23 protein-coding genes are annotated in these 21,962 nt (G+C 55.3%); 7 read left to right on the top strand and 16 right to left on the bottom strand.

What is annotated here, in order from left to right:
* Complete coding sequence (locus tag ACRZ96_RS03720; RefSeq protein WP_480814238.1) at positions 1-1,641, bottom strand: sulfatase-like hydrolase/transferase; 1,641 nt, start codon at positions 1,639-1,641, stop codon at positions 1-3.
* Complete coding sequence (locus ACRZ96_RS03715) at positions 1,638-1,916, bottom strand: hypothetical protein (protein WP_480704658.1); 279 nt, start codon at positions 1,914-1,916, stop codon at positions 1,638-1,640. Before ACRZ96_RS03715 ends, ACRZ96_RS03720 begins: the two co-directional genes overlap by 4 nt.
* Positions 1,917-2,155: 239 nt before the next feature.
* Here ACRZ96_RS03715 and ACRZ96_RS03710 point away from each other — a divergent pair, with 239 nt between their 5' ends.
* Entirely contained in the window at positions 2,156-3,373 is a 1,218-nt protein-coding gene (locus ACRZ96_RS03710) for a tetratricopeptide repeat protein (RefSeq protein WP_480771393.1), read from the top strand.
* An 11-nt stretch (positions 3,374-3,384) separates the two neighbouring features.
* Here the strand turns inward: ACRZ96_RS03710 and ACRZ96_RS03705 are convergent, their stop codons facing one another.
* The 10 genes from ACRZ96_RS03705 to guaA all read right to left on the bottom strand — a co-directional run bounded on the left by ACRZ96_RS03705 (position 3,385) and on the right by guaA (position 13,462).
* Positions 3,385-3,999 carry a TetR/AcrR family transcriptional regulator gene (locus ACRZ96_RS03705; RefSeq protein ID WP_170393260.1) on the bottom strand — a complete coding sequence of 205 codons (615 nt, stop codon included), beginning with the start codon at positions 3,997-3,999 and terminating at the stop codon, positions 3,385-3,387.
* Positions 4,000-4,082: 83 nt separating this feature from the next.
* Positions 4,083-4,952, bottom strand: a complete 870-nt coding sequence (gene ppk2, locus ACRZ96_RS03700; protein ID WP_170393259.1) for a polyphosphate kinase 2 — start codon at positions 4,950-4,952, stop codon at positions 4,083-4,085.
* Positions 4,953-5,000: 48 nt separating this feature from the next.
* The gene (locus ACRZ96_RS03695) at positions 5,001-5,954 is read right to left on the bottom strand and encodes an alpha/beta fold hydrolase (protein ID WP_480771394.1); all 954 of its coding nucleotides are present in this window, start codon (positions 5,952-5,954) and stop codon (positions 5,001-5,003) included.
* Positions 5,944-6,861: a homoserine O-acetyltransferase MetA gene (gene metA / locus ACRZ96_RS03690; protein ID WP_170393257.1), complete on the bottom strand. Its 918-nt coding sequence runs from the start codon at positions 6,859-6,861 to the stop codon at positions 5,944-5,946. Before metA ends, ACRZ96_RS03695 begins: the two co-directional genes overlap by 11 nt.
* A gap of 38 nt (positions 6,862-6,899) precedes the next feature.
* Positions 6,900-7,772, bottom strand: coding sequence for an ATPase (locus ACRZ96_RS03685; protein ID WP_480771395.1), 873 nt, complete (start codon positions 7,770-7,772; stop codon positions 6,900-6,902).
* A 49-nt stretch (positions 7,773-7,821) separates the two neighbouring features.
* Positions 7,822-8,733, bottom strand: a complete 912-nt coding sequence (locus ACRZ96_RS03680; RefSeq protein ID WP_480814237.1) for a DMT family transporter — start codon at positions 8,731-8,733, stop codon at positions 7,822-7,824.
* A gap of 82 nt (positions 8,734-8,815) precedes the next feature.
* Positions 8,816-10,042 carry an OmpP1/FadL family transporter gene (locus ACRZ96_RS03675; RefSeq protein ID WP_170393255.1) on the bottom strand — a complete coding sequence of 409 codons (1,227 nt, stop codon included), beginning with the start codon at positions 10,040-10,042 and terminating at the stop codon, positions 8,816-8,818.
* A gap of 137 nt (positions 10,043-10,179) precedes the next feature.
* The gene (locus tag ACRZ96_RS03670; RefSeq protein WP_170421307.1) at positions 10,180-11,067 is read right to left on the bottom strand and encodes a DMT family transporter; all 888 of its coding nucleotides are present in this window, start codon (positions 11,065-11,067) and stop codon (positions 10,180-10,182) included.
* A gap of 187 nt (positions 11,068-11,254) precedes the next feature.
* On the bottom strand, positions 11,255-11,845 hold the full coding sequence (locus ACRZ96_RS03665; protein WP_170393253.1) for an acyltransferase: 591 nt from the start codon (positions 11,843-11,845) through the stop codon (positions 11,255-11,257).
* Positions 11,846-11,902: 57 nt separating this feature from the next.
* Positions 11,903-13,462 carry a glutamine-hydrolyzing GMP synthase gene (gene guaA, locus ACRZ96_RS03660; RefSeq protein WP_480771397.1) on the bottom strand — a complete coding sequence of 520 codons (1,560 nt, stop codon included), beginning with the start codon at positions 13,460-13,462 and terminating at the stop codon, positions 11,903-11,905.
* 70 nt (positions 13,463-13,532) lie between these two features.
* On the opposite strand from guaA, the gene ACRZ96_RS03655 reads away from it, so the two are divergent.
* Both ACRZ96_RS03655 and ACRZ96_RS03650 read left to right on the top strand, forming a co-directional pair.
* Positions 13,533-13,973, top strand: a complete 441-nt coding sequence (locus ACRZ96_RS03655) for a GNAT family N-acetyltransferase (protein WP_170510246.1) — start codon at positions 13,533-13,535, stop codon at positions 13,971-13,973.
* 134 nt (positions 13,974-14,107) lie between these two features.
* Positions 14,108-15,652 (top strand): trimethylamine methyltransferase family protein, encoded by a 1,545-nt coding sequence (locus ACRZ96_RS03650; RefSeq protein ID WP_170393250.1) that lies wholly within the window; start codon positions 14,108-14,110, stop codon positions 15,650-15,652.
* On the opposite strand, the gene ACRZ96_RS03645 is transcribed toward ACRZ96_RS03650, so the two are convergent.
* On the bottom strand, positions 15,653-15,952 hold the full coding sequence (locus ACRZ96_RS03645; RefSeq protein ID WP_480704670.1) for a DUF6477 family protein: 300 nt from the start codon (positions 15,950-15,952) through the stop codon (positions 15,653-15,655). It lies immediately after the preceding gene.
* A 241-nt stretch (positions 15,953-16,193) separates the two neighbouring features.
* On the opposite strand from ACRZ96_RS03645, the gene ACRZ96_RS03640 reads away from it, so the two are divergent.
* Both ACRZ96_RS03640 and ACRZ96_RS03635 read left to right on the top strand, forming a co-directional pair.
* Positions 16,194-17,291: a DUF6456 domain-containing protein gene (locus ACRZ96_RS03640; RefSeq protein WP_480704672.1), complete on the top strand. Its 1,098-nt coding sequence runs from the start codon at positions 16,194-16,196 to the stop codon at positions 17,289-17,291.
* A gap of 60 nt (positions 17,292-17,351) precedes the next feature.
* On the top strand, positions 17,352-18,275 hold the full coding sequence (locus ACRZ96_RS03635; protein WP_480584899.1) for a hydrogen peroxide-inducible genes activator: 924 nt from the start codon (positions 17,352-17,354) through the stop codon (positions 18,273-18,275).
* A gap of 51 nt (positions 18,276-18,326) precedes the next feature.
* Here the strand turns inward: ACRZ96_RS03635 and ACRZ96_RS03630 are convergent, their stop codons facing one another.
* Positions 18,327-18,875, bottom strand: coding sequence for a redoxin family protein (locus ACRZ96_RS03630; RefSeq protein ID WP_480771399.1), 549 nt, complete (start codon positions 18,873-18,875; stop codon positions 18,327-18,329).
* Positions 18,876-19,137: 262 nt separating this feature from the next.
* On the opposite strand from ACRZ96_RS03630, the gene lipA reads away from it, so the two are divergent.
* Together lipA and ACRZ96_RS03620 are read left to right on the top strand one after the other, a co-directional pair.
* Positions 19,138-20,088 (top strand): lipoyl synthase, encoded by a 951-nt coding sequence (gene lipA, locus ACRZ96_RS03625; RefSeq protein WP_480569492.1) that lies wholly within the window; start codon positions 19,138-19,140, stop codon positions 20,086-20,088.
* Positions 20,085-21,230: an amidohydrolase gene (locus tag ACRZ96_RS03620; RefSeq protein WP_480814236.1), complete on the top strand. Its 1,146-nt coding sequence runs from the start codon at positions 20,085-20,087 to the stop codon at positions 21,228-21,230. The genes lipA and ACRZ96_RS03620 overlap by 4 nt, the downstream gene beginning before the upstream one ends.
* On the opposite strand, the gene ACRZ96_RS03615 is transcribed toward ACRZ96_RS03620, so the two are convergent.
* Both ACRZ96_RS03615 and hpt read right to left on the bottom strand, forming a co-directional pair.
* Positions 21,220-21,393 (bottom strand): hypothetical protein, encoded by a 174-nt coding sequence (locus ACRZ96_RS03615; protein ID WP_480814235.1) that lies wholly within the window; start codon positions 21,391-21,393, stop codon positions 21,220-21,222. The genes ACRZ96_RS03620 and ACRZ96_RS03615 overlap by 11 nt on opposite strands.
* Positions 21,393-21,941 carry a hypoxanthine phosphoribosyltransferase gene (gene hpt, locus ACRZ96_RS03610; RefSeq protein ID WP_010439696.1) on the bottom strand — a complete coding sequence of 183 codons (549 nt, stop codon included), beginning with the start codon at positions 21,939-21,941 and terminating at the stop codon, positions 21,393-21,395. Before hpt ends, ACRZ96_RS03615 begins: the two co-directional genes overlap by 1 nt.
* Positions 21,942-21,962 lie beyond the last annotated feature (21 nt).

Genomic DNA, 21,962 nt, shown 5'->3' with positions numbered 1-21,962 from the left:
TCACTGCTGCCAGCTGGTGAACACATCGCGAGCCAGTTCAGATTCCGGGCGCAGGTTGTCGATGCCCTCGTAGGGGATGCCGCGCCCGATTTCGGAATGTGGATGTTTCGCGATCATCTTCTGATGGCGTTTGATCATGTCCTGAAACGACGCTCCGGCCCAAAGCGAGTAACCGACCAAAGGGTGCAGTTCGCGTGGATCACGATAGATGTTGAAGGTCGGGGCCGCCGCTCCGGGTTGGCCGGGCGCGGGCAGGTGCATCTTGAATTCCTGCTTGACCACCGAGCGCAAAACCGGGCCTTCATAGACATATACATAATCGCGGCGACCGTTGCCTTCACCGTTCAGCAGCAGGGCGGTCTGATCGACACCATCGATGATGCGGTCGCGCGGGATATGATCAGTCGCGCCTGCGATCCGAGCCATTGTGGTATAGATATCAGACACATGAAAGATATCTCCGGCGGCGCTGTCAGCCTCGATTACTCCGGGCCAGCGAATGAATGCATCCGTGCGTACGCCACCTTCCAGATGTTGGGTCTTACCGCCACGATAGATCAGTTGATTGAGCCCCGAAGTTCCTTCGTAGTGGTACATCAGTCCATTGTCGGCCATCAAAACCACAATCGTGTTGTCGGCTTCTCCGGTTTCTTCGAGCTTGACCAGCAGGTCACCGATCCAGCCATCCAGTAGTTGCAGTTTGTCGGCATGAAACCCGCCGTTGCGAGAGATCGCGTTCTCGGCATAAACGAAATTCAACGGGTAGAGCGGCCAATATTGCAGGAAAAACGGTTCTTCCTCGGCTGCGGCACGCTCCAATTGCTCAAGAGCCTGACGCTGATACCTCTCGTTCATGGCTTCATACTTGGCTTGGGTCCAGACCTCGCCCGGTGACATATCCACCTCTCGAGCGGTGCCGCCTGCTTCTGCCTCGACACCGGTCACCAGCCCGTAGGGTTTGAAACGCTCATCCAGCAGAAACTGATCGTTCTGCCCCTCGGGCACGTATCCAAGCATGTTATTCGCGCGCATCGCCTCGGGGGTCATGAGGCTCAGTTGAACTTGTTGATGCAGGGGGAAGGCGGCCCAATCGAAACCTTGGTTGTGGGGGTAGGCCTGTTCGATATCACCTTGGTGCCACTTGCCGACATGCACGGTGTTGTAGCCAACCTCTTTTAGGATCTCGGGCAGGGTCACCTCGCTGGCTGGAAGGCCTTCGCCTACCAGAGCCACTTTGACTTCTGTCACACCGGCACGCACCGGATGTCGCCCCGTCAGCATTGCCGTGCGGGTCGGCGTGCACGAGGGTTCCGTGTACATTCGCATCAGCGACAAACCTTCGGTGGCGAACTGGTTGATGCTGGGCGTTTCGATGCCCATTACGTAGTTCATCTTGCGATCACCCATCTGACCAAAGCTGATGTCGTCGATCAGGATGTACAGGATATTGGGTGGTTTGCCCCCGTTTGCGTCGCGGATTTCGGCCAGTTTCGCGTCAATCTCAATGTCCTGGGCATCCCAGACCGCGCCGAACTGGGCACGCAGAAATTCGAACTCACCATCGTGAATAATCGGGTTCTGTTGGGCATATGCCGAACCTGCAGTGAGGATTAGCGCGGACAAAATGTGTTTCAGGGTCATTTCAAGCCTTTCGTTTTATCCATATGCCCGGGAGTATCTGGAAGGTCTGATAGCTTTGCTTCGATAGAGCTTCGCAAATCAGTAACGGTTTCCGCCAGATCCGCGAGGTACCGAGGGCGAACGCCCGTGTCGGAAAGAGGAGACTGAGCCAGTTCGGTCATCATCTCCTGATAATCGAGGCAAATCCGGTCGAACTCACTGTCTTGGGCGCGCATGTTTCGCAGCAGAACGGAGGTTCCCGGGAATTGTGCGTCAAAGAAGTCTTCTTCGTCCATCCGCGTTGCCTTCGTGGAAATTGCTCATAAAGCATGCATTCCCTAGAATATGACTTGAACGTATTAAGCCGCATGCTACCGTAGCACCATGGGGTCAAGCCATTGTCATGAAAGGATAGTTCTTGACTGCCCAGGCGGATAACAAACAACGTGACACAGCGCTTTCTTTCTCGGATGAGGAAGTGCGAAGTGCTCTTGAGCGGGTATTGAACTCAGGTGGCTTCAAAGGATCTGCCCGAATGCGGGCCTTTCTTAGCTATGTCGTGACCGAAGCGCTTGCGGGCCGCACGGATGAGATCCGCGCCAAGACCATTGCCATGGATGTTTATGGTTACAGCGCCGACGACTTGACCAAGCGGGAAGGGGTTGTGCGCGTTGATGCAGGTCGTGTCAGGCGAAAGCTAAAAGCTTACTACGGAGGTGATGGCGCAACTGATCCCGTGGTGATTTCACTGCCTGTCGGTAGCTATGCACCCGAATTTACGCTGGGGAGTTCGCAAGCCCAAAACCCACAGGGCATTCGGCGAAGCGCGTTGGTCATCGCGTTCTTTCTGGCTTTGATTGGCTTAGGCATCTGGGTATCAGGCTATTATTCAAAAAATGAGCCACGCGGCGCTGTGGGCCGAGGGCAAAGCGCGATTTATGACGTATCTCCCGCGCGGGTAGAAGCGATAAACCTTTGCAGTGCTGGCCGCGATGTGATGTTCCCCGTCGTTGACCTATCGCGTCTGCAACCGGCTTTGCTGATTTTTGAGACGGCGATTGAACGAGATCCACTCTTTTTCTGTGGCTATGCCGGAGCGGCACAGGTCGAGACCATGCTGGCCATTTTGTTGTTCTTTGAACCGGATGCAGAAAAGTATTTGAAGTCTGCCGATGAAAAAAGCGCCCATGCGATGGATATCGCACCTGATGAGGCTTGGGCGCTTTCGGCGCGGGCCTGGCTGGAATTTGCACTGGGCAATTACGATCGGGCATCGGCCCTGTCTCGCAGAGCCGTTGATCTGGCCCCGACCGATCCGCATGTTGCTGAGTTCGATGCGCTTATTTCACTCTATACTCTGAATTTCGAGCGGATTCTGGCGCAATCTGAATGGTATGAAGAGCTTGCGGAACGCAGCGGCGGGCTTGTCTTTGGCAATGTAGTAGGGTCTGTGCATTTTCATACCGGAGACTATGCAGCGGCGATCCGAACTTACGAGGACACGATCGAGCGCGGAGGACCATTTGGGCCGATATCAGCGGCCTATCTGATGGCCGCGCATTGGAACAAAGGCGAACAAGTCGAGGCACGGCGTCTCGCCAATGTTTACCAGAAAACTTGGCCTGGTTTTCCGCTGGAGGCCCTGAAACGCCGCGTATTCAAAGAGTCGCAACCGGTTGATGCGCTTATTGCAGGCGTGAGGGCAGCGGGAGTCCCGTTGATCGACGGCGGGACCGCCCGCGAAAGTGATTGACTGGCACGGTCTTATTCGTCCTGTGCGACCAGACCCAAACCGCGCAGATAGATTCCAATTCCGCTCTCCAGAAGGTCTTCAGGCGGGAAGGGGGAACTTGCGCCGGTATTGCGTGCGAAAAGTTCGACAACACCATGGCTCATGGCCCAGATATGGGCGCTGAACATCGAAGCGGGCGGACGCTTCTCCGGCGGAATATGCTGCGACAGATCGCTGGCGGCCTTTTCAAGCACGTTTTTGGCCCGGTTCGCGGCCAGCGCCAGTTCCGGTGTACGATTGATTGAAATCCCGCTTTCGAACATCGCAATATAATAGCCGGGGTGCTTGCGGGCAAAGGCCAGATAGGCGCGGCCCGTGGCCTCAAACGCCGCAAGTGCCGAGGGTTGCCCTTTGTCATAGGCAAATTGCATCAGGTCGGCGAACATCTCAAACCCCTGCCGCGCAGCCTCGGCGATCAGGTCCTCACGCCCTTCGAAATGGCGATAAACGGCGGCAGGAGTGACCCCAGCGGTCTTTGCGGCCTCTGACAATGTAAAACCGGTCGGTCCCTTCTGTTCGATCAGGGATAAGGCGGCCTCCATCAAGGCTTGCTTTAGGTTTCCGTGGTGATATCCGCGTTTCGTCATCCCGGCCTCAGGCGCGTTTTATTATATATATGCAGCGGCTAGGGCCTAATCCAGCATAGGCTGAGCAGAGTGTTGCAATTAGCTTATGCATCCCAGATTTCCGGACCACCACTGATCTTTTCATCCGGCATGCCCACCACTTCCAGGTTTTTGCCTTCGTAGTCGAGTTGGCTTAGCACGGTGCGAATGGCTGCCAGCCGGGCGCGTTTCTTGTCATCTGATCGAATGATCGTCCAAGGGCAGTTTTCGGAATGGCTTCGTGTAAGGGTTTCGGTAATCGACTGGCTGTATTCATCCCATTTGTGTAGGCCTGCGATGTCGATCGGGCTGAGTTTCCACTGCTTCAGAGGGTCGGTTTCGCGGGCAAGAAAGCGGTTCAATTGTTCGGCACGCCCGACATTCAGCCAGAACTTGAAGATATGTATGCCATCATTGCTAAAACCGGTTTCCAAGGGCAGGACCTGCCTGAAAAACCGTTCACGCTCTTCCGTCGTGCAGAAGCCAAAGACATTTTCGACAACGCCCCGATTATACCAACTGCGATCAAAAAACACGATTTCACCGGCCGATGGGAGATGAGAGATATAGCGTTGGAAATACCATTGGCTGCGTTCTGCGTCCGAGGGTTTGCTGAGCGCCACGTTCCGCGCGCCCCTCGGGTTCAAATTCTCGCGGAACCGTTTGATGGTTCCGCCTTTGCCAGCGGCGTCACGGCCCTCGAACAGGATAGCGATGCGCTGGTCATTCTCCTTGACCCATCGCTGCATCTTGACCAGCTCAATCTGCAGACCTTCCATCTGCTGATCGTATTCCTTGCCTTTAAGCTTTTTGGAGTAGGGGTAGGTCGGGTTCAGAATTTCACCCTTCTTGGCCTCTTCAATAGCCGAGCGTATGGGTTTTGGGGCGTGGTTGTGAAAATAGTTCTCGATAGTGTCCGGGTCTGATTGGGTCATGCACGCCTCGCCATAAAATCCATATCTTACTATGAATTACGGATGGACTTAACGCAAACCCGCGCGCTCGGCTGCGCGGTCGATTGCGGCGGCAACTTCTGGGGCGGCCACAACCTGCGGCATGTGTCCTATGCCGTCCAATTCGATCAGCTCAGCGCCGGGAATCTGTTCGATCAGGCGCTCGGAATGCCAGCCCAGCCCGACAGTCGTATCCGCCGTACCGTGGACAATTTCGGTTGGCACGGAGATCTCGCCATAGCGGGGTTGAAGCTCGGTGATTTCATCCAGCAGATTTGCACGCTGTTTGGCATTTGCGTGCATCGAAGACTGGCGCATGGTCAAGCCCGGCCCGAAATGCTCGGCATATCCTTCGGGGGCTTTTTGCGGTGCAAACACCTGGTCCAACGCCTTCGTAACAAACCAGTCAGGAACAAATGCGCTGACCAAAGGCAAAGCAAGGGCGTTGCCCGCTGTCGTCGCACCAATAGTGTTGAACGCGTCGAGAGGTGTTTCCCACGGGATCGCCGCCGGAGCGATCAGGACCAAAGCTGCGATGTTGTCGGGCCGGGTGACAGCCCAGGCAAGCGAAACCGAACCGCCATAGCTTTGCCCGGCGACGATCGGTTTTTCTGCGCCTAGTTTCGATGCGGCCCGTTGTAGGATTTCCGCTTGTTCGACAATGGTTTCTCCGTCGGAGTTAAAGCTATCTGAGTATCCAAGACCCGGGCGGTCAAAGACGATGACGCGATAGGTCTCGGCCAGAATTGGGGCCAGCGCAAAAGTCATGTCGCGCGTGTTTCCGCTGGATCCGTGGATCAACACCACATCTGGCCCTTCTCCCATCACGACGGCATGAACTGCAACACCATCGACTTCGACGATCTGGCCTTCTGGCGGAAACGAAGCCTCGGCGCTGCTTTCACGCTGCCCGCTGCGCCATGCGGTCACAAGAGCGAGACCCACAAGCGCAACGCTGAGTGATATCAAAAGCTTACTGGCCAATTTTACTCATATCAAACGGGGTTGTCTGGTAAATTTCATTGATCCAGTTACCATAAAGCAGATGCGCGTGACTGCGCCACCTGTTCTGAGGGTTCTGGCTTGGATCATCGTCGGGATAGTAGTTGATAGGCACATTAATCGGCGTGTTATTTGCGATGTCCCGGTCATATTCCTGTTTAAGCGTATCGCTGTCATACTCAAAGTGATTGAAGATATAGAGCGCCCGATGCACGGGATCTTCGATCAGGCAGGGGCCGACATCATCACTGCCAAGCAAAGTGATCAGATCAGGAACCGCATCGATCTCGTATTGCCGCATCTCGGTCCAGCGGCTGACGGGTATCACGCAATCATCAGAAAAACCACGCAAAAATGGAGACGCGGGTGCTAGGTTCCGGTGCCGGAAGCAGCCAAAGGCCTTCGCATCCAGCATGTGTTTTTCAACGTCGTGGAAATGGTTGATCATCGCCATACCACCCCAGCATACGCCAAATGTGGAATGCACATTGGTCTGGGTCCACTCAAACACTTCGCGGATTTCATCCCAATAGGTGACGTCAGCGAAATCCAGATGTTCGATTGGTGCACCGGTTATGATCAGGCCGTCGAACTTCTGGTCCTTCACCTCCTGAAAAGGATGGTAGAACTCGGCCATATGCTCGGCGGCGGTATTCTTGGTCTGGTGTTCCGTCATGCGGATCAGCGAGAGCTCAATCTGCAGCGGGGTCGCTCCGATCAGGCGTGCGAACTGGTTTTCGGTCTGTATCTTCTTTGGCATCAGGTTCAAAAGCCCGATCCGAAGGGGGCGAATATCCTGCCTTGCGGCCTGATCATCAGCCATGACCATGACGCCCTCATTTGTCAGGACTTCAAAGGCGGGCAGGTCGGAGGGGATTTTGATCGGCATTTGGTCACGCTGTTGAAACTGCGAAGGAAGTCTGGAACTTAGGCGGGGTTGGGGCGGGTCTCAAGGGTGCGTTCGATCAACTCATCGAAATCGCCACTATCCCGCACTTTGGCGATGTCATCGGCTGCTATTGTAACGCCCCAATTTCGGGCCATCGCTTCATAGCGTGGCTGCCGGTGCGCCAGCGCTTGCGCATAGGTCCAGCGGATGAATGCATCCGGATCAACCTCGGTGCCGGAACACTTGTTGAGGGCGAGGTATTCGTCCCAAACCCTCTGCAGGAACTCGGCCTTATAGGACATAGGCTTTGGTGCCTTGTCGAAGCGTTTGATCAGTTCTTCAGTGTGGGCTTCATCGCCCTTGATCCAGATCATCAGGGTCTGGCGCGACAATTCGGTCAGAATGTGGTCATTTGGATTTTCAGGCTCTACCCATTCGCAGATTGACCCGCCGGTATCGCAGATAAAGTGTGGATAGCTATAAAGACGATTGGCCCGGTCGATGAAATACTTGGTATCCAACAGGGCATGGATTTCGGCCTGTCGAAACTGGTCTTGCCGCAGCTGATATTCCGAGATTTCAAGGCCGCCCAGATCGGGATTGCCCGGCTTGCCCAGATAAGTCGACACCGGGGTCAGGTTTTGAAACGTGATGTTCGATCCGATATAGATCGAGTCCGACAGCAAAAGCTCGCGGAGAAAGGGTACTTTCATCGCCTCAGCCTTGGCATTGTCCGCGATATGTTCGCCCATATAGCGGGTGCCGATGCGGTAATCGATTGAATAGTGGAACCAGTCCCCGGCATCTCGCAGCGTGTTTGAGACATAGGATTTTCCCAACCCGGACATACCGAAGAACAACACCTTCTTTCGCGCAGCCTGACGCCAGTCCGTTGCCGAGTTGTAGATCATAATCCGCCGTCCCTTGTTTTGCCCTAGCTAAAACGGGCCGCTGGCGGCGTCAATCGCGTCGGCGAGATCGGCTGAGGATGAGCAAGCCGATCGCCAGTACCGTAAAACCGATAAAAGCACGTGGTGGCAAAGCTTCATCGCGTACCAAAGCACCCATTAGTATTGCGATTGGCGGAATTATGAGCGTTACGAGCAGAACATTGCCGCTGCCTGCTTGTTGTAGCACCCGATAGTACAGCAGATAGGCTCCGGCTGTTGCCAGCAGGGCGTAATAGGCGATTGCCAGCCAGGTTTGCAGGGGCAGGGTGAAGGTTGGAACTCCATCGACCAACAACATAACAGGCGTCATCAGGATCGCAGATCCGGTCAACATACCTGCCGCGGCGATCTTAGGGGGAAGGGCGCTCATGTGGCTACGCGCCCAGATGGCTGCAAACGCATAAGAAAGCGTCCCAGCCAGGATCGCAACCTGACCCAGGTTGCTTGGGTTTAGGTTGCTAAACTGTCTGAGGCCAATTGTGATTGAAACGCCCAGAAACCCAAGCCCTACGCCAAGGAGGCGGGTTTTGGTCAGCCTCTCGTCGCGAAAAAACAAGGCCGCCAGAAGGACGCCGAAGATCGCGGTGGCAGCGTTCAGAATCGATGTCAGCCCAGTTTCGACATAGAGCTGCCCCCAGGCCATAAGCGAGAATGGCAGGACATTGTTCAACAGCCCCATGATCAGAAAAATACCCCAGACCTTGGGATCGCTCGGGACCGATTGGCGTTGAAAGATGATGACGATCCACAACGCCAGCGCTGCCCAAAAAACCCTGTGGAAAACTGATGTTATGACGGGAATCGTATCAAGTGCGATTCGGATCGCAAGGAATGACATTCCCCAAATGACACCAAGCAGTATCAATTCGGTCCAAGTGCGAGCTGTGAGTGTTTTCTGAGAAGTCATGGCTTGTTCTGGCATCTCTCAATCAGCATATCGACCCGGAACATGCGAAAAAGCCCCACCGAGATGGCGGGGCTTAAAATGCACATTTGCATCTGCTTTAGTTCAGCGCGTAAGTCACCTGAATACCAACGCTCCATGCGCTGTTGCCAGTGAACGTGGCACGGTTATCGGGGCCAGTACCGTTGGCAGTGGCATCCCCAATATCCGTATAGCGTACACCACCGGAAATCTTGGCCTTTTCAAGAGAGTATGTGCCGCCCAGACCGATACTCCAGAACCCATCCGTCGGGCCTAGGTTCGAGACCGAGTTCCCCTGAGAGCTCTCGTAACCCAGCGTTACCGCGCCAGAGAATTCTTCGCTGAACTGATAGCCGAGACCCAGTGAGTAGGTCCATGTCGCTTCTTCGTAGTCGACCAGGTTAATACCTGTCAGACCAGTATAGACCGGCGGTGCGTACACGGTTTGCGGCCAGTCAACCCAACGGATCGAACCAAACAACAGCGTTTTTGGCGCGACACCTGTCTGGAAATCGAGATTGACCGATTGAGGCGTCACAACCTCGGTCGATGAATCAGCGCTGACGCGACCCACGACGGGTATGCCGGGTGGAACAATTCCAGTGATGGCATCGTTCGCTTCGGTCTGCGACAGATCATGTGTGATTTTCGAGTTATAGGTCAGAGCGACCCGTGCGGCGATATCTGGCCGTTCCCAAGCAACACCAACAACGTAACCGAAATCGATCTCGGCATCGGTTTCAACGCGGTATCCCCCGGACGCGAATGGTGTTGTGCTTGCACCAGCGATCGGAACTGAAACACTTGCTTTCAGACGCTGGGCGCGGAGACCACCGATAACACTGAAGCCACCATCCAATTTGTAGCGAAGCAAAGCCGTGATCGCATCGGTATCTGCTTTTGCGCGAAGCACGTCAGTTGTTGCTCCGGGAAGACCTGCCAGAGCCAAGACATTCTGCGACAAGGGATAATCCGAAGAATAGTCGATATCCGCGCCAAACGGCTCGTCATAAACCAGCGCGAAGTCGAGCTTTTCGGTCAAAGAAGTCTTGTATGCCAGATGCGGTGTGAAAAAGCTGTTCGAGACATTGCCCGAGTCAATCGTTTCCCCAAACGTCGGGCTGGTCGGGATTTGATCCTCCATCGATCCGCTTACGTCCGGCTTTGTATACCCAAGCCGAAACTGCACGACAGATCCCTCTTCGAACAGGATGTTAACACCTTGCCCACTTCGGTCTAGGCCGCCGGCCTGCGCCGCGGTTGCCCCAATGCACAACGCGCATGTGTGCAACAACACTCGTTTCATATATTCCTCCCTACACTGTCCAAATTGCCTGTTATACGCATCCTCATTGGGCGTATTCGGCCTCGTTACCGCTTTTTACTGTCTTAAACTTTAAAATTGGGTCAACCGGTGACGGAGCGTTATTCAGCAAAATAGCTCTATGCGGGTGTTGCTGAATTGTTACGGTTCTCGGACCAAACGTTCAGGAAAATCCCGGCAAAGATCACCACGGCCCCCAGAAGCGTCCAGTGATCCAGCGGCTCGTGATAAATGACCATCCCGAGGATCGCGATGGTCGGAAGGCGTGCAAAATCAAACGGCACGACCACGGTCGCAGGCGCGATGGCCAGGGCATTGGTAATACAGTAGTGGGCCAATAGGCCTGCCAAGCCGACAAGCAAAAGAAGCGGCGCAGTCGTTAAGGTTGGAAGTGTTATTTGCCCATCCAGACCTGATGCAACCAGACCCAAACCGGCCTGCATCAAAGTAAGCCAGAACATGATGCATCCGATGCTGGCTGTGCGCGTTAAGGACTTGGTCGATATTGCTGTTAACGCGAAGAAAATCGCAGATGCGGCCGCAGCAATAACGCCGGGACTAAGTGTGGCGGCCCCTGGACGGGCCACAATGAGAATCCCGGCAAATCCGATCAGGGCTGCGGTCAGACGCAAAGCGGTCAACCTCTCGTGCAGCAGCAGTGGGGATAGCAAGATCACCCAGATGGGTTGAGTGAATTCGAGCGCGAAGACCTGCGCCAACGGGATCACCGTTACTGCATAGAACCACAGGTTCTGCCCGGTGAAATGCAACACGTTCCGAATACCATGCAAACCAAGACGTTTGGTGGTTACCTGATGCCATTTGCGTGAAGCCGAGAGGACGATTGCCACCACGCAGATACCCACTAGGCTGCGATAGAACATGATCTCAAAGGTGTCGTGCGTCACGCTCAGCTCGCGGCCGGCAATGGCCATCGATGTGAATGAGGCGATCGCCCCTGTCATCCACAGCGCCGCCTTACCGATCTGCATTTTATTGCTGTTCATGAGATCTCTTACATGTGCCGTGGTGCAACGGGCTGAATAGATTGCGTTTTACCCGATGAAGCAAGGCTAAATGTACGTCTGGCCGTCTATGATCGCTTTGGGTGAGCGGCTTAGATGATGCCAGTATTCTGACTCGAACCCGCAAATAAAGGGGGTTCTTAACCGGTAAGCGCGCTGGCGCTGATACTCAGGTGGTTGGCAGAGCTTTGCTGACCGAATCGCCGTTCAACACGTATCGAGCACCGGTATGAGGGCAGGTAACCTCACCACGACCAGTGAGAGGTAAATCCAACTGCTCGCCATACTCGCTCATCCAGCCAATCTGTTTGGCAGCGACGCCCACCATCAGTGCGTATGGCTTCACGTCAGCATTAACAACGGCACCTGCGCCGATAAAAGCGTATTCCCCGATTGTAGCACCGCAAACGATCGTGCAATTGGCGCCCAGCGTGGCCCCTTTCTTTACCAGAGTATTGCGGTATTCGGCCTTTCGTTCGATCAATGAACGCGGGTTGTACACATTCGTGAACACCATGCTCGGCCCACAGAATACGCCGTCTTCCAGCGTAATGTTGTCATAGATCGAAACGTTGTTCTGAATTTTGCAATCGTCGCCAATGATGACCTTGTTCCCAACGAAGACATTCTGCCCGAGTGAAACATTTCGGCCCAGCTTGGCGCCTCCGCAGATGTGCACCCAATGCCAGATTCGGCAGCCATCTCCGATCTGCGCGCCTTCATCGACGATTGCCGTTTCATGTACCGAGTAGTTGCTCATCGAATTGTCCTTCTCCCGTCAAATGCGGTGCATTTCAGCACTGCCGAGGGGGAATAATCATTCCCATTCAATCGTCCCGGGAGGTTTCGAGGTGATGTCGTAAGTGCATCGGTTGATGCCCTTGACTTCGTTGATGATACGCGTGGCGGTTTCACCGAGGAATTCGTGGCTGAACGGATAGTAGTCCGCTGTCATGCCATCGACGGATGTGACCGCGCGGAGGGCGCAGGCATAATCGTATGTTCGTCCATCCCCCATTACACCGACCGTGCGCACCGGAAGAATGGCGACAAAGGCCTGCCAAATCTCATCATACAGACCATGTTTGCGAATCTGGTCGATATAGATGGCATCGGCTTCGCGCAGGATCTCAAGCTTTTCGCGGGTGATCTCACCCGGGCAGCGGATGGCAAGGCCGGGGCCGGGGAAGGGATGGCGACCGATGAAGCTGCCGGGCAGGCCCAACTCGCGGCCCAACGCGCGAACCTCGTCCTTGAAGAGTTCACGCAGAGGCTCGACCAGCTTCAAACCCATCTTTTCAGGCAGGCCACCCACATTGTGGTGCGATTTGATGGTCACAGATGGACCGCCTGAAAACGACACGGATTCAATCACATCTGGATACAGGGTGCCCTGTGCCAAGAACTCGGCGCCGTCGATTGTGTCGGCGTGTTTCTGGAACACGTCGATGAACAGCTTGCCGATAATCTTGCGCTTGGTCTCAGGATCGGATTGACCATCAAGTTCACCCAGGAACAGTTCACTTTCGTCCGCGTGGATCAACTGGATGTTGTAATTGTCGCGGAACATGCCGACGACTTCGGCAGCTTCGTTCTTGCGTAGCAGCCCATGGTCGACAAACACGCAGGTCAGCTGATCGCCAATCGCCTCATGTATCAGGATCGCCGCAACCGAGCTGTCGACACCGCCAGACAAGCCACAAATGACTTTTTTGTCCCCGACCTGTTCGCGGATCTTGCGGATCATCTCGTCCCGATAAGCCCCCATGGTCCAATCGCCCTTGAACCCTGCCAGTTTGACAAAATTCTCATAGAGCTTTGCACCCTTGGGTGTGTGATGAACCTCGGGGTGAAATTGCACCGCATAGAAATGACGCGAGGCTTCGGCCGTGATGGCATACGGCGCGTTGGGTGAAGTGCCGAACACCTCAAAACCCGGAGCGATTTCGCTTACATGATCGCCGTGGCTCATCCAGACCTGCTCGTCACCTTCGGCGAACCAGCCATCGAGGATATCAAGCCGATTATTCTGAGTAACAAATGCGCGGCCAAATTCTGCGGTGCCGTGCCCGCTTTCAACCTTGCCGCCCAGTTGATGCATCATCACCTGCTGACCATAGCAGATGCCCAGGATCGGCACGCCGTAGTCAAAAATCTCTTGCGGGGCGCGGGGTGAACCCTCGCGCGTAACACTGTCAGGGCCGCCCGAAAAAATGACGGCCTTGGGCGCCATCTCTCGCACGAAATCCATCGTGACGTTCTGGTAGGGGTGGATTTCGCAATAGACGTTCAGTTCGCGCAAGCGGCGGGCAATAAGCTGCGTCACCTGGCTGCCGAAGTCGATGATCAAAAGGCGGTCATGGCTGTCTTGGGTCATGATTGGCTATTAGGTCGCAAGCCTTGCTTGTGCAAGCGTAATGACGTCAATTCAGCGAGGAGGCTGATACATGACCACCATAAAACTCAGAACTGCCGAACGAAGCGACGCCAAGTCGATACAAGTTTGTATCGCAAGCGCTTATGCCGATGCGATGAGAGACATTGCCGATCTGCCGGATGTTACGTCTGGTATCGAGGAAGAGATCGCAGAGCATCAGGTCGTCATTGCTGAAGTGGACGGTACACTTTTTGGTGTCATCATATTTGATCAACAGGCCGAGGCTATGATGATATTCAATCTCGCCGTTTCGCCAGAGGCTCAGGGCAAGGGTATTGCGCGGCAACTGCTTGCAGTTGCTGAAGCTAAGGCCGTTGAGGCCGGGCTTTCAGTCCTGCGCTTGCGGACACATCGGCTGATGCGTGCAACCCGCGAAATGTACACTCATCTGGGGTGGGTTGAGGTCGAGGTGTCAGGAAACACTGTCGTTATGCAGAAAAAGGCAAAGTAGTAACCGACAGACATATGTCGCAGCGGCCCGCGGTTCATGTCGCTTTTACCTCTAGAGCGCCGTAAACTACCTGTGGCGAAGTTTGCCGTTCATGTAACACATCTACCAAACCAACCAATCACGGGATTTACTCAATGGCAGAGGCAAACACCCGGCGCAGGGCACGGGGTGGCGGCGGTGCCGCCCGTCGTGCCGAGCGTACGGCGGTCAAGATCGAAACCGCGAAATATATCGAACGCAATATCCCCAATTTCGAGGTCCTCAACGAAGAGGCGCTGGAGATTATCGAAACCAATGCGGAAACCGTATTGGCTGAGATTGGCGTCAATTTCGTAGACAATCCGGCAGCGCTTGAGCGCTGGAAAGACGCGGGTGCAGATGTCGATGGTGAGCGGGTCCGCCTGCCGCGCGGCCTGGCACGTGAGCTGATCAAGACCGCCCCTAGCGAATTTACCCAGCACGCCCGCAATCCTGAGAAATCGGTAGTCATCGGCGGCCGCAATATGGTTCTGGCTCCGGTCTATGGTCCTCCGTTCGTACGCGATGCGCAAGGCGGACGTCGTTACGCGACAATGGACGATTTCAACAAGTTCGTGAAGCTGGCCTACATGTCCAAGTGGCTGCACCATTCGGGCGGTACGGTCTGCGAACCGACAGATATTCCGGTAAACAAGCGCCATTTGGACATGCTGATGGCGCATATGACTCTGTCCGACAAACCGTTCATGGGTTCGGTCACTGATCCCAGCCGGGCGCAGGATTCGATCGAGATGTGCGAGATCCTGTTCGGCAAAGAGTTCGTGCAGAACAACACCGTGATGACATCGTTGACCAACATCAACTCGCCGATGACCTTTGACGACGTGATGATGGGTTCTCTGGAAGTTTATGCCGCAAACAATCAGGCCTGCATTATTTCGCCGTTCATCGTGGGTGGTGCTATGGCACCGGTTTCGGTCGCGGGCACGCTGACGCAGGTTCTGGCCGAGGTCATGGCAGGTGTAGCATATAGCCAGATCATCCGTCCGGGTGCTCCTGCGATCTTTGGGGCGTTCGTATCGTCGATCGACATGAATTCAGGAGCGCCGACCTTTGGCACCCCAGAGGCTTCGCACGTCACTTATGGCGCGGGTCAGTTGGCGCGCCGACTGGGTCTGCCATATCGCTCTGCGGGTTCGTTCTGTGGTTCAAAATTGCCGGATGCGCAAGCTGCGTATGAGACCGCGAACTCGTTGAACATGGGCCTGATGTCGGGTGTGAATTTCATGCTGCATTCCTGCGGTTGGCTCGAAGGCGGCTTGGTGGCGGATTTCGAGAAATTCGTCATGGATGCCGATCAGCTCGGCGTTTTGCACGGATTGGCCAAAGGTGTGGCCTATGATGAGAATGCACAGGCGATGGACGCCATCCGCGAAGTCGGTCCCGGAGGTCACTATTTGGGTTGTGCCCATACGCAAGCCAACTTCAAGGAAGCGTTCTGGAAAACCGATCTCTTGGATTATAAGCCGTTTGAGACCTGGGAAGAAGAAGGCGCCCGCGATACACGGACGCTGGCTTCGGCACGGGTTGAGCATCTGTTGGCGAACTACCAGCAGCCGCAGCTTGACCCTGATGTAAAGGCTGCGCTCGACGCATATGTTGCCGAAAAGAAAGCATCGATGCCGGACGCGTTCACCTGATTACTGATACTGCGTGGCGCGACTGGCCTGATACAGTTGCGCTTCGCCATTTAATGCAATCAGCAGATCAAGATGGCGCACCAGTGAATAGGCCGCGTCTACTTCGATGCGTTGCGCGTTAATCTCACGCTCCAATTCCAGCAAACGGATCAACGCTGCACCAGTGCCCGGTGTTGATCCATATCCAAGAAGCCGTTGCAGGTGGCGGTCGCGATTATAGTCCTGCACCCCGATCTTGGCGGCACGGGCCAGTAATCGCGGGCGGCGGAGTGTGGTGATCATGGTCATCAGGTCCTGCACGGCAGCTTTCCTTCTTTTTCAATTTCGCTGTCTGAAATGTGACACAACCTAAGCGGGTGTTGCCTTGTGCGGGATCACCCCGAACTATGGTTTCACCACTGTTTATCTTTTTGAATCAATTCTGCTCTGTGCCGTCTGTGATTAACGAACGAGTAACGAAAGCAACTCTAGTTAGATTTGGTTAACTAAGAATCCGACGGCTAAAACTGTCAGTTTGTTTTGTCGACGAGGGCGAAGAAATATGGAAAACAACGTGGCATTCACTGTTCCGGCATGGGTTCCCGAAGGGGCGCAACGATATCTGGACCATACGGAGTCAGGGCGATCTATTCGGGATATTGCGCGGTCCGCAGGGTGCCATGCCTCGACCATTCTGCGTCAGATCCGCAGGGTTGAGATGCGCAGGGACGATCCTTTGGTGGATGCAGCTCTGCATTCTCTGGCCCAGTCACACTTTGCGCCAATGGAGCGCACAGGTTCTTCATTTGCAATCGTGACGTCTGAGGCAGGACGGCCCGAAGCCCAAGACGACGAATTCGAGCGCGAGTCGCTGCGTGTACTGAGGCGCATGTGTGAATCCGGTGCCGTGCTTGCCGTGGCCGAGGATATGGACAAGGCTGTTGTGGTTCGGGACAACGGCAAAGGAGGAACTACCAAAACAGCAGTTGTAGATTGCCGGATCGCGCAGGCTCTGGCGCTGAATGATTGGATTTCATGCGATAGTCCGGGTCGGATCTCACGCTACCGGATTTCAACCTCGGGCAGGGCTGCGCTAAGTCATTTGATTGCCGAGGCCGAAAACCGGGCGCGTACGCAGAATGAATTTGGCATGGCGGAAGCGCAGGCCGCATTCAAACCCGCAACTGCGGGTGCAAGGGCGCCATCACAGCCTCGCGTCCGTTACAGCACTGTGGAAAGCCCGCTGATCGCTTTGGCGCGCCGCCGCGACCGGGATGGCAAGCCGTTTCTGGATGAAACTCTGGTGAGCGCGGGCGAGCGCTTGCGTGAGGATTTCGAACTGGCGCAGATCGGACCTCAGGTCACACAGAATTGGGATCGCTTTCTGACAGGCGGTGGACGCGGTGACTTTGCCTCGGACAGCCATGTGGGGCGAGGACCTTCTGGTGCCAGGGATCGTGTGGCCCGCGCGCTGTCTGACCTTGGGCCGGGTTTGAGCGACGTCGCGCTGCGCTGTTGTTGTTATCTAGAAGGGCTTGAGCTGGCTGAAAAGCGGATGGGCTGGTCTGCGCGATCAGGCAAGATCGTGCTGCGGATCGCGTTGCAAAGGCTGAAGCGCCACTACGAGGACCAGACCGAGCGGGATCGGATGATCGGCTGAACGTTTCATGCAGCCATATACCGGCCTTGCGGAAATGACCCCAAATGATAGTCAGGGGTTATGAATTTCACCTTCCGCCAGCTGCAATATTTCCAGGCCGTCGCCGAACAGCGTAACTTTGGCCGTGCCGCGCAGGTCTGCCATGTTTCGCAGCCTGCGCTTTCGGTTCAAATCAAGTCACTGGAAGACTCGATCGGTGGGCCGTTGTTCGAACGGCAGGCCCGCGACATCCTGTTGACACCACTTGGTCGAGACGTTTTGGACTATGCCCAACATGTCCTGAACGCGGCCGAACGGTTGGACCGGTTTGCACGCGACCATTCGGGTGGCCATAGGTCCCTGTCGATCGGGATTATTCCTACGGTTGCACCTTATTTGCTGCCGGGGGTGTTAGCCGGGTTGCGGGCTGCGGATGTCTCGTTACGGGTTCAGATTCGCGAGGCCCGGACCGAGCGACTGCTATCCATGTTGGGCTTGGGCGAAATAGATGCCGCCGTACTGGCGCTGCCCTTGGGAAATGGAACTTTCCACGAACAGCCACTGTTCGAAGATCGGTTCTTGCTGGCAGGAAGTCAGACTCGCATGAATCGATTGACCATCAGCCCGGAAGAGTTGCGGCCTGTGGACTTGAAGACAGCGCAATTGATGCTGTTGGAAGACGGGCACTGCCTGACAGATCAGGCGCTAGAAGTTTGCGGTCAGGATCGTACCAGCGGCCAAATTAATATGGGTGCGTCCTCACTTGCCACGTTGTCGCGTTTGGTCGCCGAAGGGTTTGGCCTGACGTTGATGCCTGAACTTGCGGCGCAGGCCGAGACGGATGCAGTCCCCGGTTTGCGATTGTTGCGATTTGGTGCGCCGCAACCGGCGAGGACCATTGGCCTGGTGCGTCGCAGCTCGACCGGAGCGGAGGAGTGGTTCGATCGATTGGCGCAAGTAATCCGGCAGGTCGGTGAAGACGTGGTAGCTAAAACTCGAACCTAACGAAAAAGGCCCGCCGAAATGGCGGGCCTTTCAAAGTAGGGCATGACAGGATTATGCCAGCGCCGGTTCGCGGGCTTCGTCCAGATGCTTCATTAGGTTTTCCGGGGACGACACGCCGTAAGGGTCTTCGGGGCAGTTATCCATCAGGCCGGGTTCTTCGAACCATGCCTCCACAACGCCATCGTTGACGATGGCTGCGTAACGCCACGAGCGCATGCCAAAGCCCAGATTGTCCTTGTCGACCAGCATGCCCATTTTACGCGTGAACTCACCGGACCCATCAGGAATGACCTTGACGTTTTCCAGACCCTGATCGGCGGCCCATTTGTTCATGACAAAGCTGTCGTTGACGGACATGCAGTAGATTGCATCGATGCCCTTGGCCGCAAAATCGCCGTGGCCTTTTTCGAAACCAGGCAATTGATAGGTCGAGCATGTCGGGGTGAATGCGCCGGGCAGCGAGAACAGGATAACACGCTTGCCTGCAAAATAATCCTCGGTTGTCTTGTCTTCCCAACGGAACGGGTTGGGGCCTTCGACGGCCTCATCGCGGACACGGGTGTGGAAGGTTACGTCAGGCAGTTTTGCACCGGTTTTCATCATCAAACTCCTGTGATTCACTTATGTTTGCCGCGAGAGTTAAAATGATTCTAACTCGGCTTCAATGATATATATGCTGCAAAAGCATAATATCTTTGATGGCGATAAAGCATTATAAGTAATGCGTAAAATGATGTGCATGATCGCTTTCGCTGCACGCGCGTAGACGTGCGGCATAGCGGCTATGCGCCGCTGGTGTAACCAAATGAGTCGGTCTATGTTATGAACAAAGAAAATTGACCCAAAGCCAGGAAAGCCAGCCGTGCGTGATCTGAAAGTACCCGAGCAAAGACACCCCGAAAAGGCACATCGACCTGACAATGCGGCTCCGCGCAAACCGAACTGGATTCGGGTCAAAGCGCCGGGTGGCAAGGGCTATGCCGAGACGCACAAGATCATGCGTGACAATAATCTGGTCACCGTCTGCGAAGAAGCCGGATGCCCGAATGTAGGTGAGTGCTGGAGCCAGGGGCACGCGACCATGATGATCATGGGCGAGATTTGCACGCGCGGTTGTACCTTCTGCAACATTGCGACCGGTAAGCCGGATACTCTGGATGCATTTGAACCGGGTCGCGTGGCGCATGCGGTGCAGAAGCTGGGCTTGAACCATGTGGTCATCACATCCGTGGACCGGGATGACCTGCTCGATGGAGGCGCAGATCACTTTGCACAGACCATCCGTGCGGTGCGACACCGCTCGCCCAAGACTACGATCGAGATTCTGACGCCGGATTTCCTGAAATGCGATCCCTCGGTGCTTGAGATTGTTGTCGAGGCCAAGCCAGATGTGTTCAATCACAATCTTGAAACGGTGCCGGGCCTTTATCCTCAGGTGCGTCCCGGTGCGCGATATTTCCACTCATTGCGCTTGCTGCAGCGGGTCAAAGAGATGGACCCGTCCATTTTCACCAAATCCGGCATAATGGTCGGACTGGGCGAGGACGAGCAGCAAGTTCGTCAGGTCATGGATGACATGCGCGCGGCGGATATCGATTTTCTGACTATCGGCCAGTATCTGCAGCCAACACCCAAGCATCATGGCATTGACCGCTTTGTTACACCCGAAGAGTTTGCGGCCTATGAAAAAGCTGCATTCGGCAAAGGTTTCCTTATGGTCTCGGCAACTCCTTTGACCCGGTCGTCTTACCACGCGGGCGATGATTTCGCCCGTTTGCGCGAAGCTCGACAAAAGAAGTTGAACCAGAGGTGAAACCCGAACTTCAATCCTGGCTTACCGAAAAGCGCCATGAACTGCATCAAGTGCCTGAGATATCGGGCGAGGAACGTGGAACCGCGACGAGTATCTCGAACTTGCTTCAGGCGTGTGATCCCGATGTGGTTCTGACAGGTATTGGTGGCCACGGTGTCGCGGCGGTTTATGATAGCGGACAGCCCGGACCAACCATCGGAATCCGATGTGAATTGGACGGTTTGCCGATTCAGGAAATCTCAAGTGCACGATACGCGTCGCAACATCCCGGAAAGGGGCATCTTTGCGGGCATGATGGCCATATGGCGATGGTGCTTGGTGTTGCCTTTGTATTGGGGGACAAGCGTCCGACCAAGGGGCGGGTGGTTCTGATTTTTCAACCCGCCGAAGAAACCGGTCAAGGTGCGATTGCCTATCGTGCTGATCCCAAGTTTGCGGATATCGCTCCGGACTATGTGTTTTCTTTGCACAATTTGCCGGGTTTGGAATTGGGCGGGGTTGAGCTTTGCTCGGGTCCGGCGAATTGCGCCTCGCGTGGGATGCGAATTGTTTTGACGGGCAAAACCTCTCACGCGGCGGCCCCTCAGGATGGAGTGTCGCCAGCCGGTGCGTTGGCAGAGCTTATGCCTGCTTTGGCCATTCTGGGGCAGGGTGGGGCGCTGGATGCAGAATATGCGCTGACAACGGTAACCCATGCTAGGCTGGGTGAGGCCACTTTTGGTATCGCACCCGGTCAGGCCGAACTGTGGGTGACCCTGCGCACGGTCTCGGACAGCCGGATGGCAAGCCTGATCCGCGACGCAGAACAGCTGGTGACTACGCGTGCTCAGGCACAGGGATTAGGTGTTGAAATCACCTATGACGATGTGTTTGAGGCTTGCACAAATTCGGGTGAAGCCGTGCAGATCCTGTCAGAGGCCTGCCAAAGCCGCGACATTCCTTGCAAGCTGGTTGCGACCCCACAAAGGTTTTCGGAAGATTTCGGGCAGTTCGGAAAAGGCGCAAAAAGCGCCATGTTCTGGCTAGGCGCGGGACGGGATCATCCGCAGCTACACAACCCCGACTATGATTTCCCGGATGCTTTGATCCCGATCGGGACAGATATTTTTTTGGCTGCTATCGAACAAACGCTCAAGGCCTGAGTTTTCTGGGCTGGCTTTCTGCCCATTCGGGCCACCAACCCATATATTCAATTCCGGCAATCATCAGGCAGATAAGGATCACGCCAAACACCAGTTTCACGCGCCGTTCCGAGGGCGGGTTTCGCCCCCATTTCGACATGCGAACAAAATGGCGCAGACTCATCAGTCCTGATCTTCGACAAATCGAACCTTGCCGATAAACGGCAGGTTGCGATTGCGCTGCGCATAGTCGATGCCATAACCCACGACAAATTCATCAGGGATTTCAAACCCGATCCAGTCCGAGCGGAAATCGACTTCGCGCCGGCTGGGTTTGTCCAGAAGGGCGATGGATTTCAACCGGTGTGGCTTGCGGGTACGGAGCAGCTTGGAGACGTGGTTCAGGGTATGGCCGGTATCCACGATATCCTCGACCACCAAAACATCACGCCCTTCAATAGCGCCGCGTAAGTCCTTAAGAATACGAACTTCTCGACTGCTTTCCATCGAGTCACCGTAGGACGATGCCTCCAGAAAATCGACCTCGATGGGCAGGTCCAGCTCGCGCACCAGATCAGCGATAAAGACGAAGCTGCCGCGCAGCAGGCCGACAACGACCAGCTTGTCGGTGCCGCCGAATTCAGCCGTTATTTCGCGGCAAAGCTCTTCGATCCGGGCAGCAATTGCCTTGGCCGAGATCATCTCATCTATCACATATGCGCGCTGGCTCATCGCTGCCCCCTTGATCTTTGG

The sequence above is a fragment of the Ruegeria sp. CF1 genome, assembly GCF_056537445.1.
This window is presented reverse-complemented; position numbering and strand designations above follow the sequence as displayed.

Coding starts and splice junctions, on each gene's coding strand:
- ACRZ96_RS03710 (WP_480771393.1), top strand. CDS start 2,156: ATGCGGGCCTTTCTTAGCTATGTCGTGACCGAAGCGCTTGCGGGCCGC.
- ACRZ96_RS03615 (WP_480814235.1), bottom strand. CDS start 21,393: ATGAGTCTGCGCCATTTTGTTCGCATGTCGAAATGGGGGCGAAACCCG.
- ACRZ96_RS03640 (WP_480704672.1), top strand. CDS start 16,194: ATGGAAAACAACGTGGCATTCACTGTTCCGGCATGGGTTCCCGAAGGG.
- ACRZ96_RS03650 (WP_170393250.1), top strand. CDS start 14,108: ATGGCAGAGGCAAACACCCGGCGCAGGGCACGGGGTGGCGGCGGTGCC.
- ppk2 (WP_170393259.1), bottom strand. CDS start 4,952: ATGACCCAATCAGACCCGGACACTATCGAGAACTATTTTCACAACCAC.
- metA (WP_170393257.1), bottom strand. CDS start 6,861: ATGCCGATCAAAATCCCCTCCGACCTGCCCGCCTTTGAAGTCCTGACA.
- ACRZ96_RS03665 (WP_170393253.1), bottom strand. CDS start 11,845: ATGAGCAACTACTCGGTACATGAAACGGCAATCGTCGATGAAGGCGCG.
- guaA (WP_480771397.1), bottom strand. CDS start 13,462: ATGACCCAAGACAGCCATGACCGCCTTTTGATCATCGACTTCGGCAGC.
- ACRZ96_RS03720 (WP_480814238.1), bottom strand. CDS start 1,641: ATGACCCTGAAACACATTTTGTCCGCGCTAATCCTCACTGCAGGTTCG.
- ACRZ96_RS03655 (WP_170510246.1), top strand. CDS start 13,533: ATGACCACCATAAAACTCAGAACTGCCGAACGAAGCGACGCCAAGTCG.
- ACRZ96_RS03715 (WP_480704658.1), bottom strand. CDS start 1,916: ATGGACGAAGAAGACTTCTTTGACGCACAATTCCCGGGAACCTCCGTT.
- ACRZ96_RS03670 (WP_170421307.1), bottom strand. CDS start 11,067: ATGAACAGCAATAAAATGCAGATCGGTAAGGCGGCGCTGTGGATGACA.
- ACRZ96_RS03630 (WP_480771399.1), bottom strand. CDS start 18,875: ATGAAAACCGGTGCAAAACTGCCTGACGTAACCTTCCACACCCGTGTC.
- ACRZ96_RS03705 (WP_170393260.1), bottom strand. CDS start 3,999: ATGACGAAACGCGGATATCACCACGGAAACCTAAAGCAAGCCTTGATG.
- ACRZ96_RS03680 (WP_480814237.1), bottom strand. CDS start 8,733: ATGCCAGAACAAGCCATGACTTCTCAGAAAACACTCACAGCTCGCACT.
- ACRZ96_RS03685 (WP_480771395.1), bottom strand. CDS start 7,772: ATGATCTACAACTCGGCAACGGACTGGCGTCAGGCTGCGCGAAAGAAG.
- ACRZ96_RS03675 (WP_170393255.1), bottom strand. CDS start 10,042: ATGAAACGAGTGTTGTTGCACACATGCGCGTTGTGCATTGGGGCAACC.
- hpt (WP_010439696.1), bottom strand. CDS start 21,941: ATGAGCCAGCGCGCATATGTGATAGATGAGATGATCTCGGCCAAGGCA.
- ACRZ96_RS03635 (WP_480584899.1), top strand. CDS start 17,352: ATGAATTTCACCTTCCGCCAGCTGCAATATTTCCAGGCCGTCGCCGAA.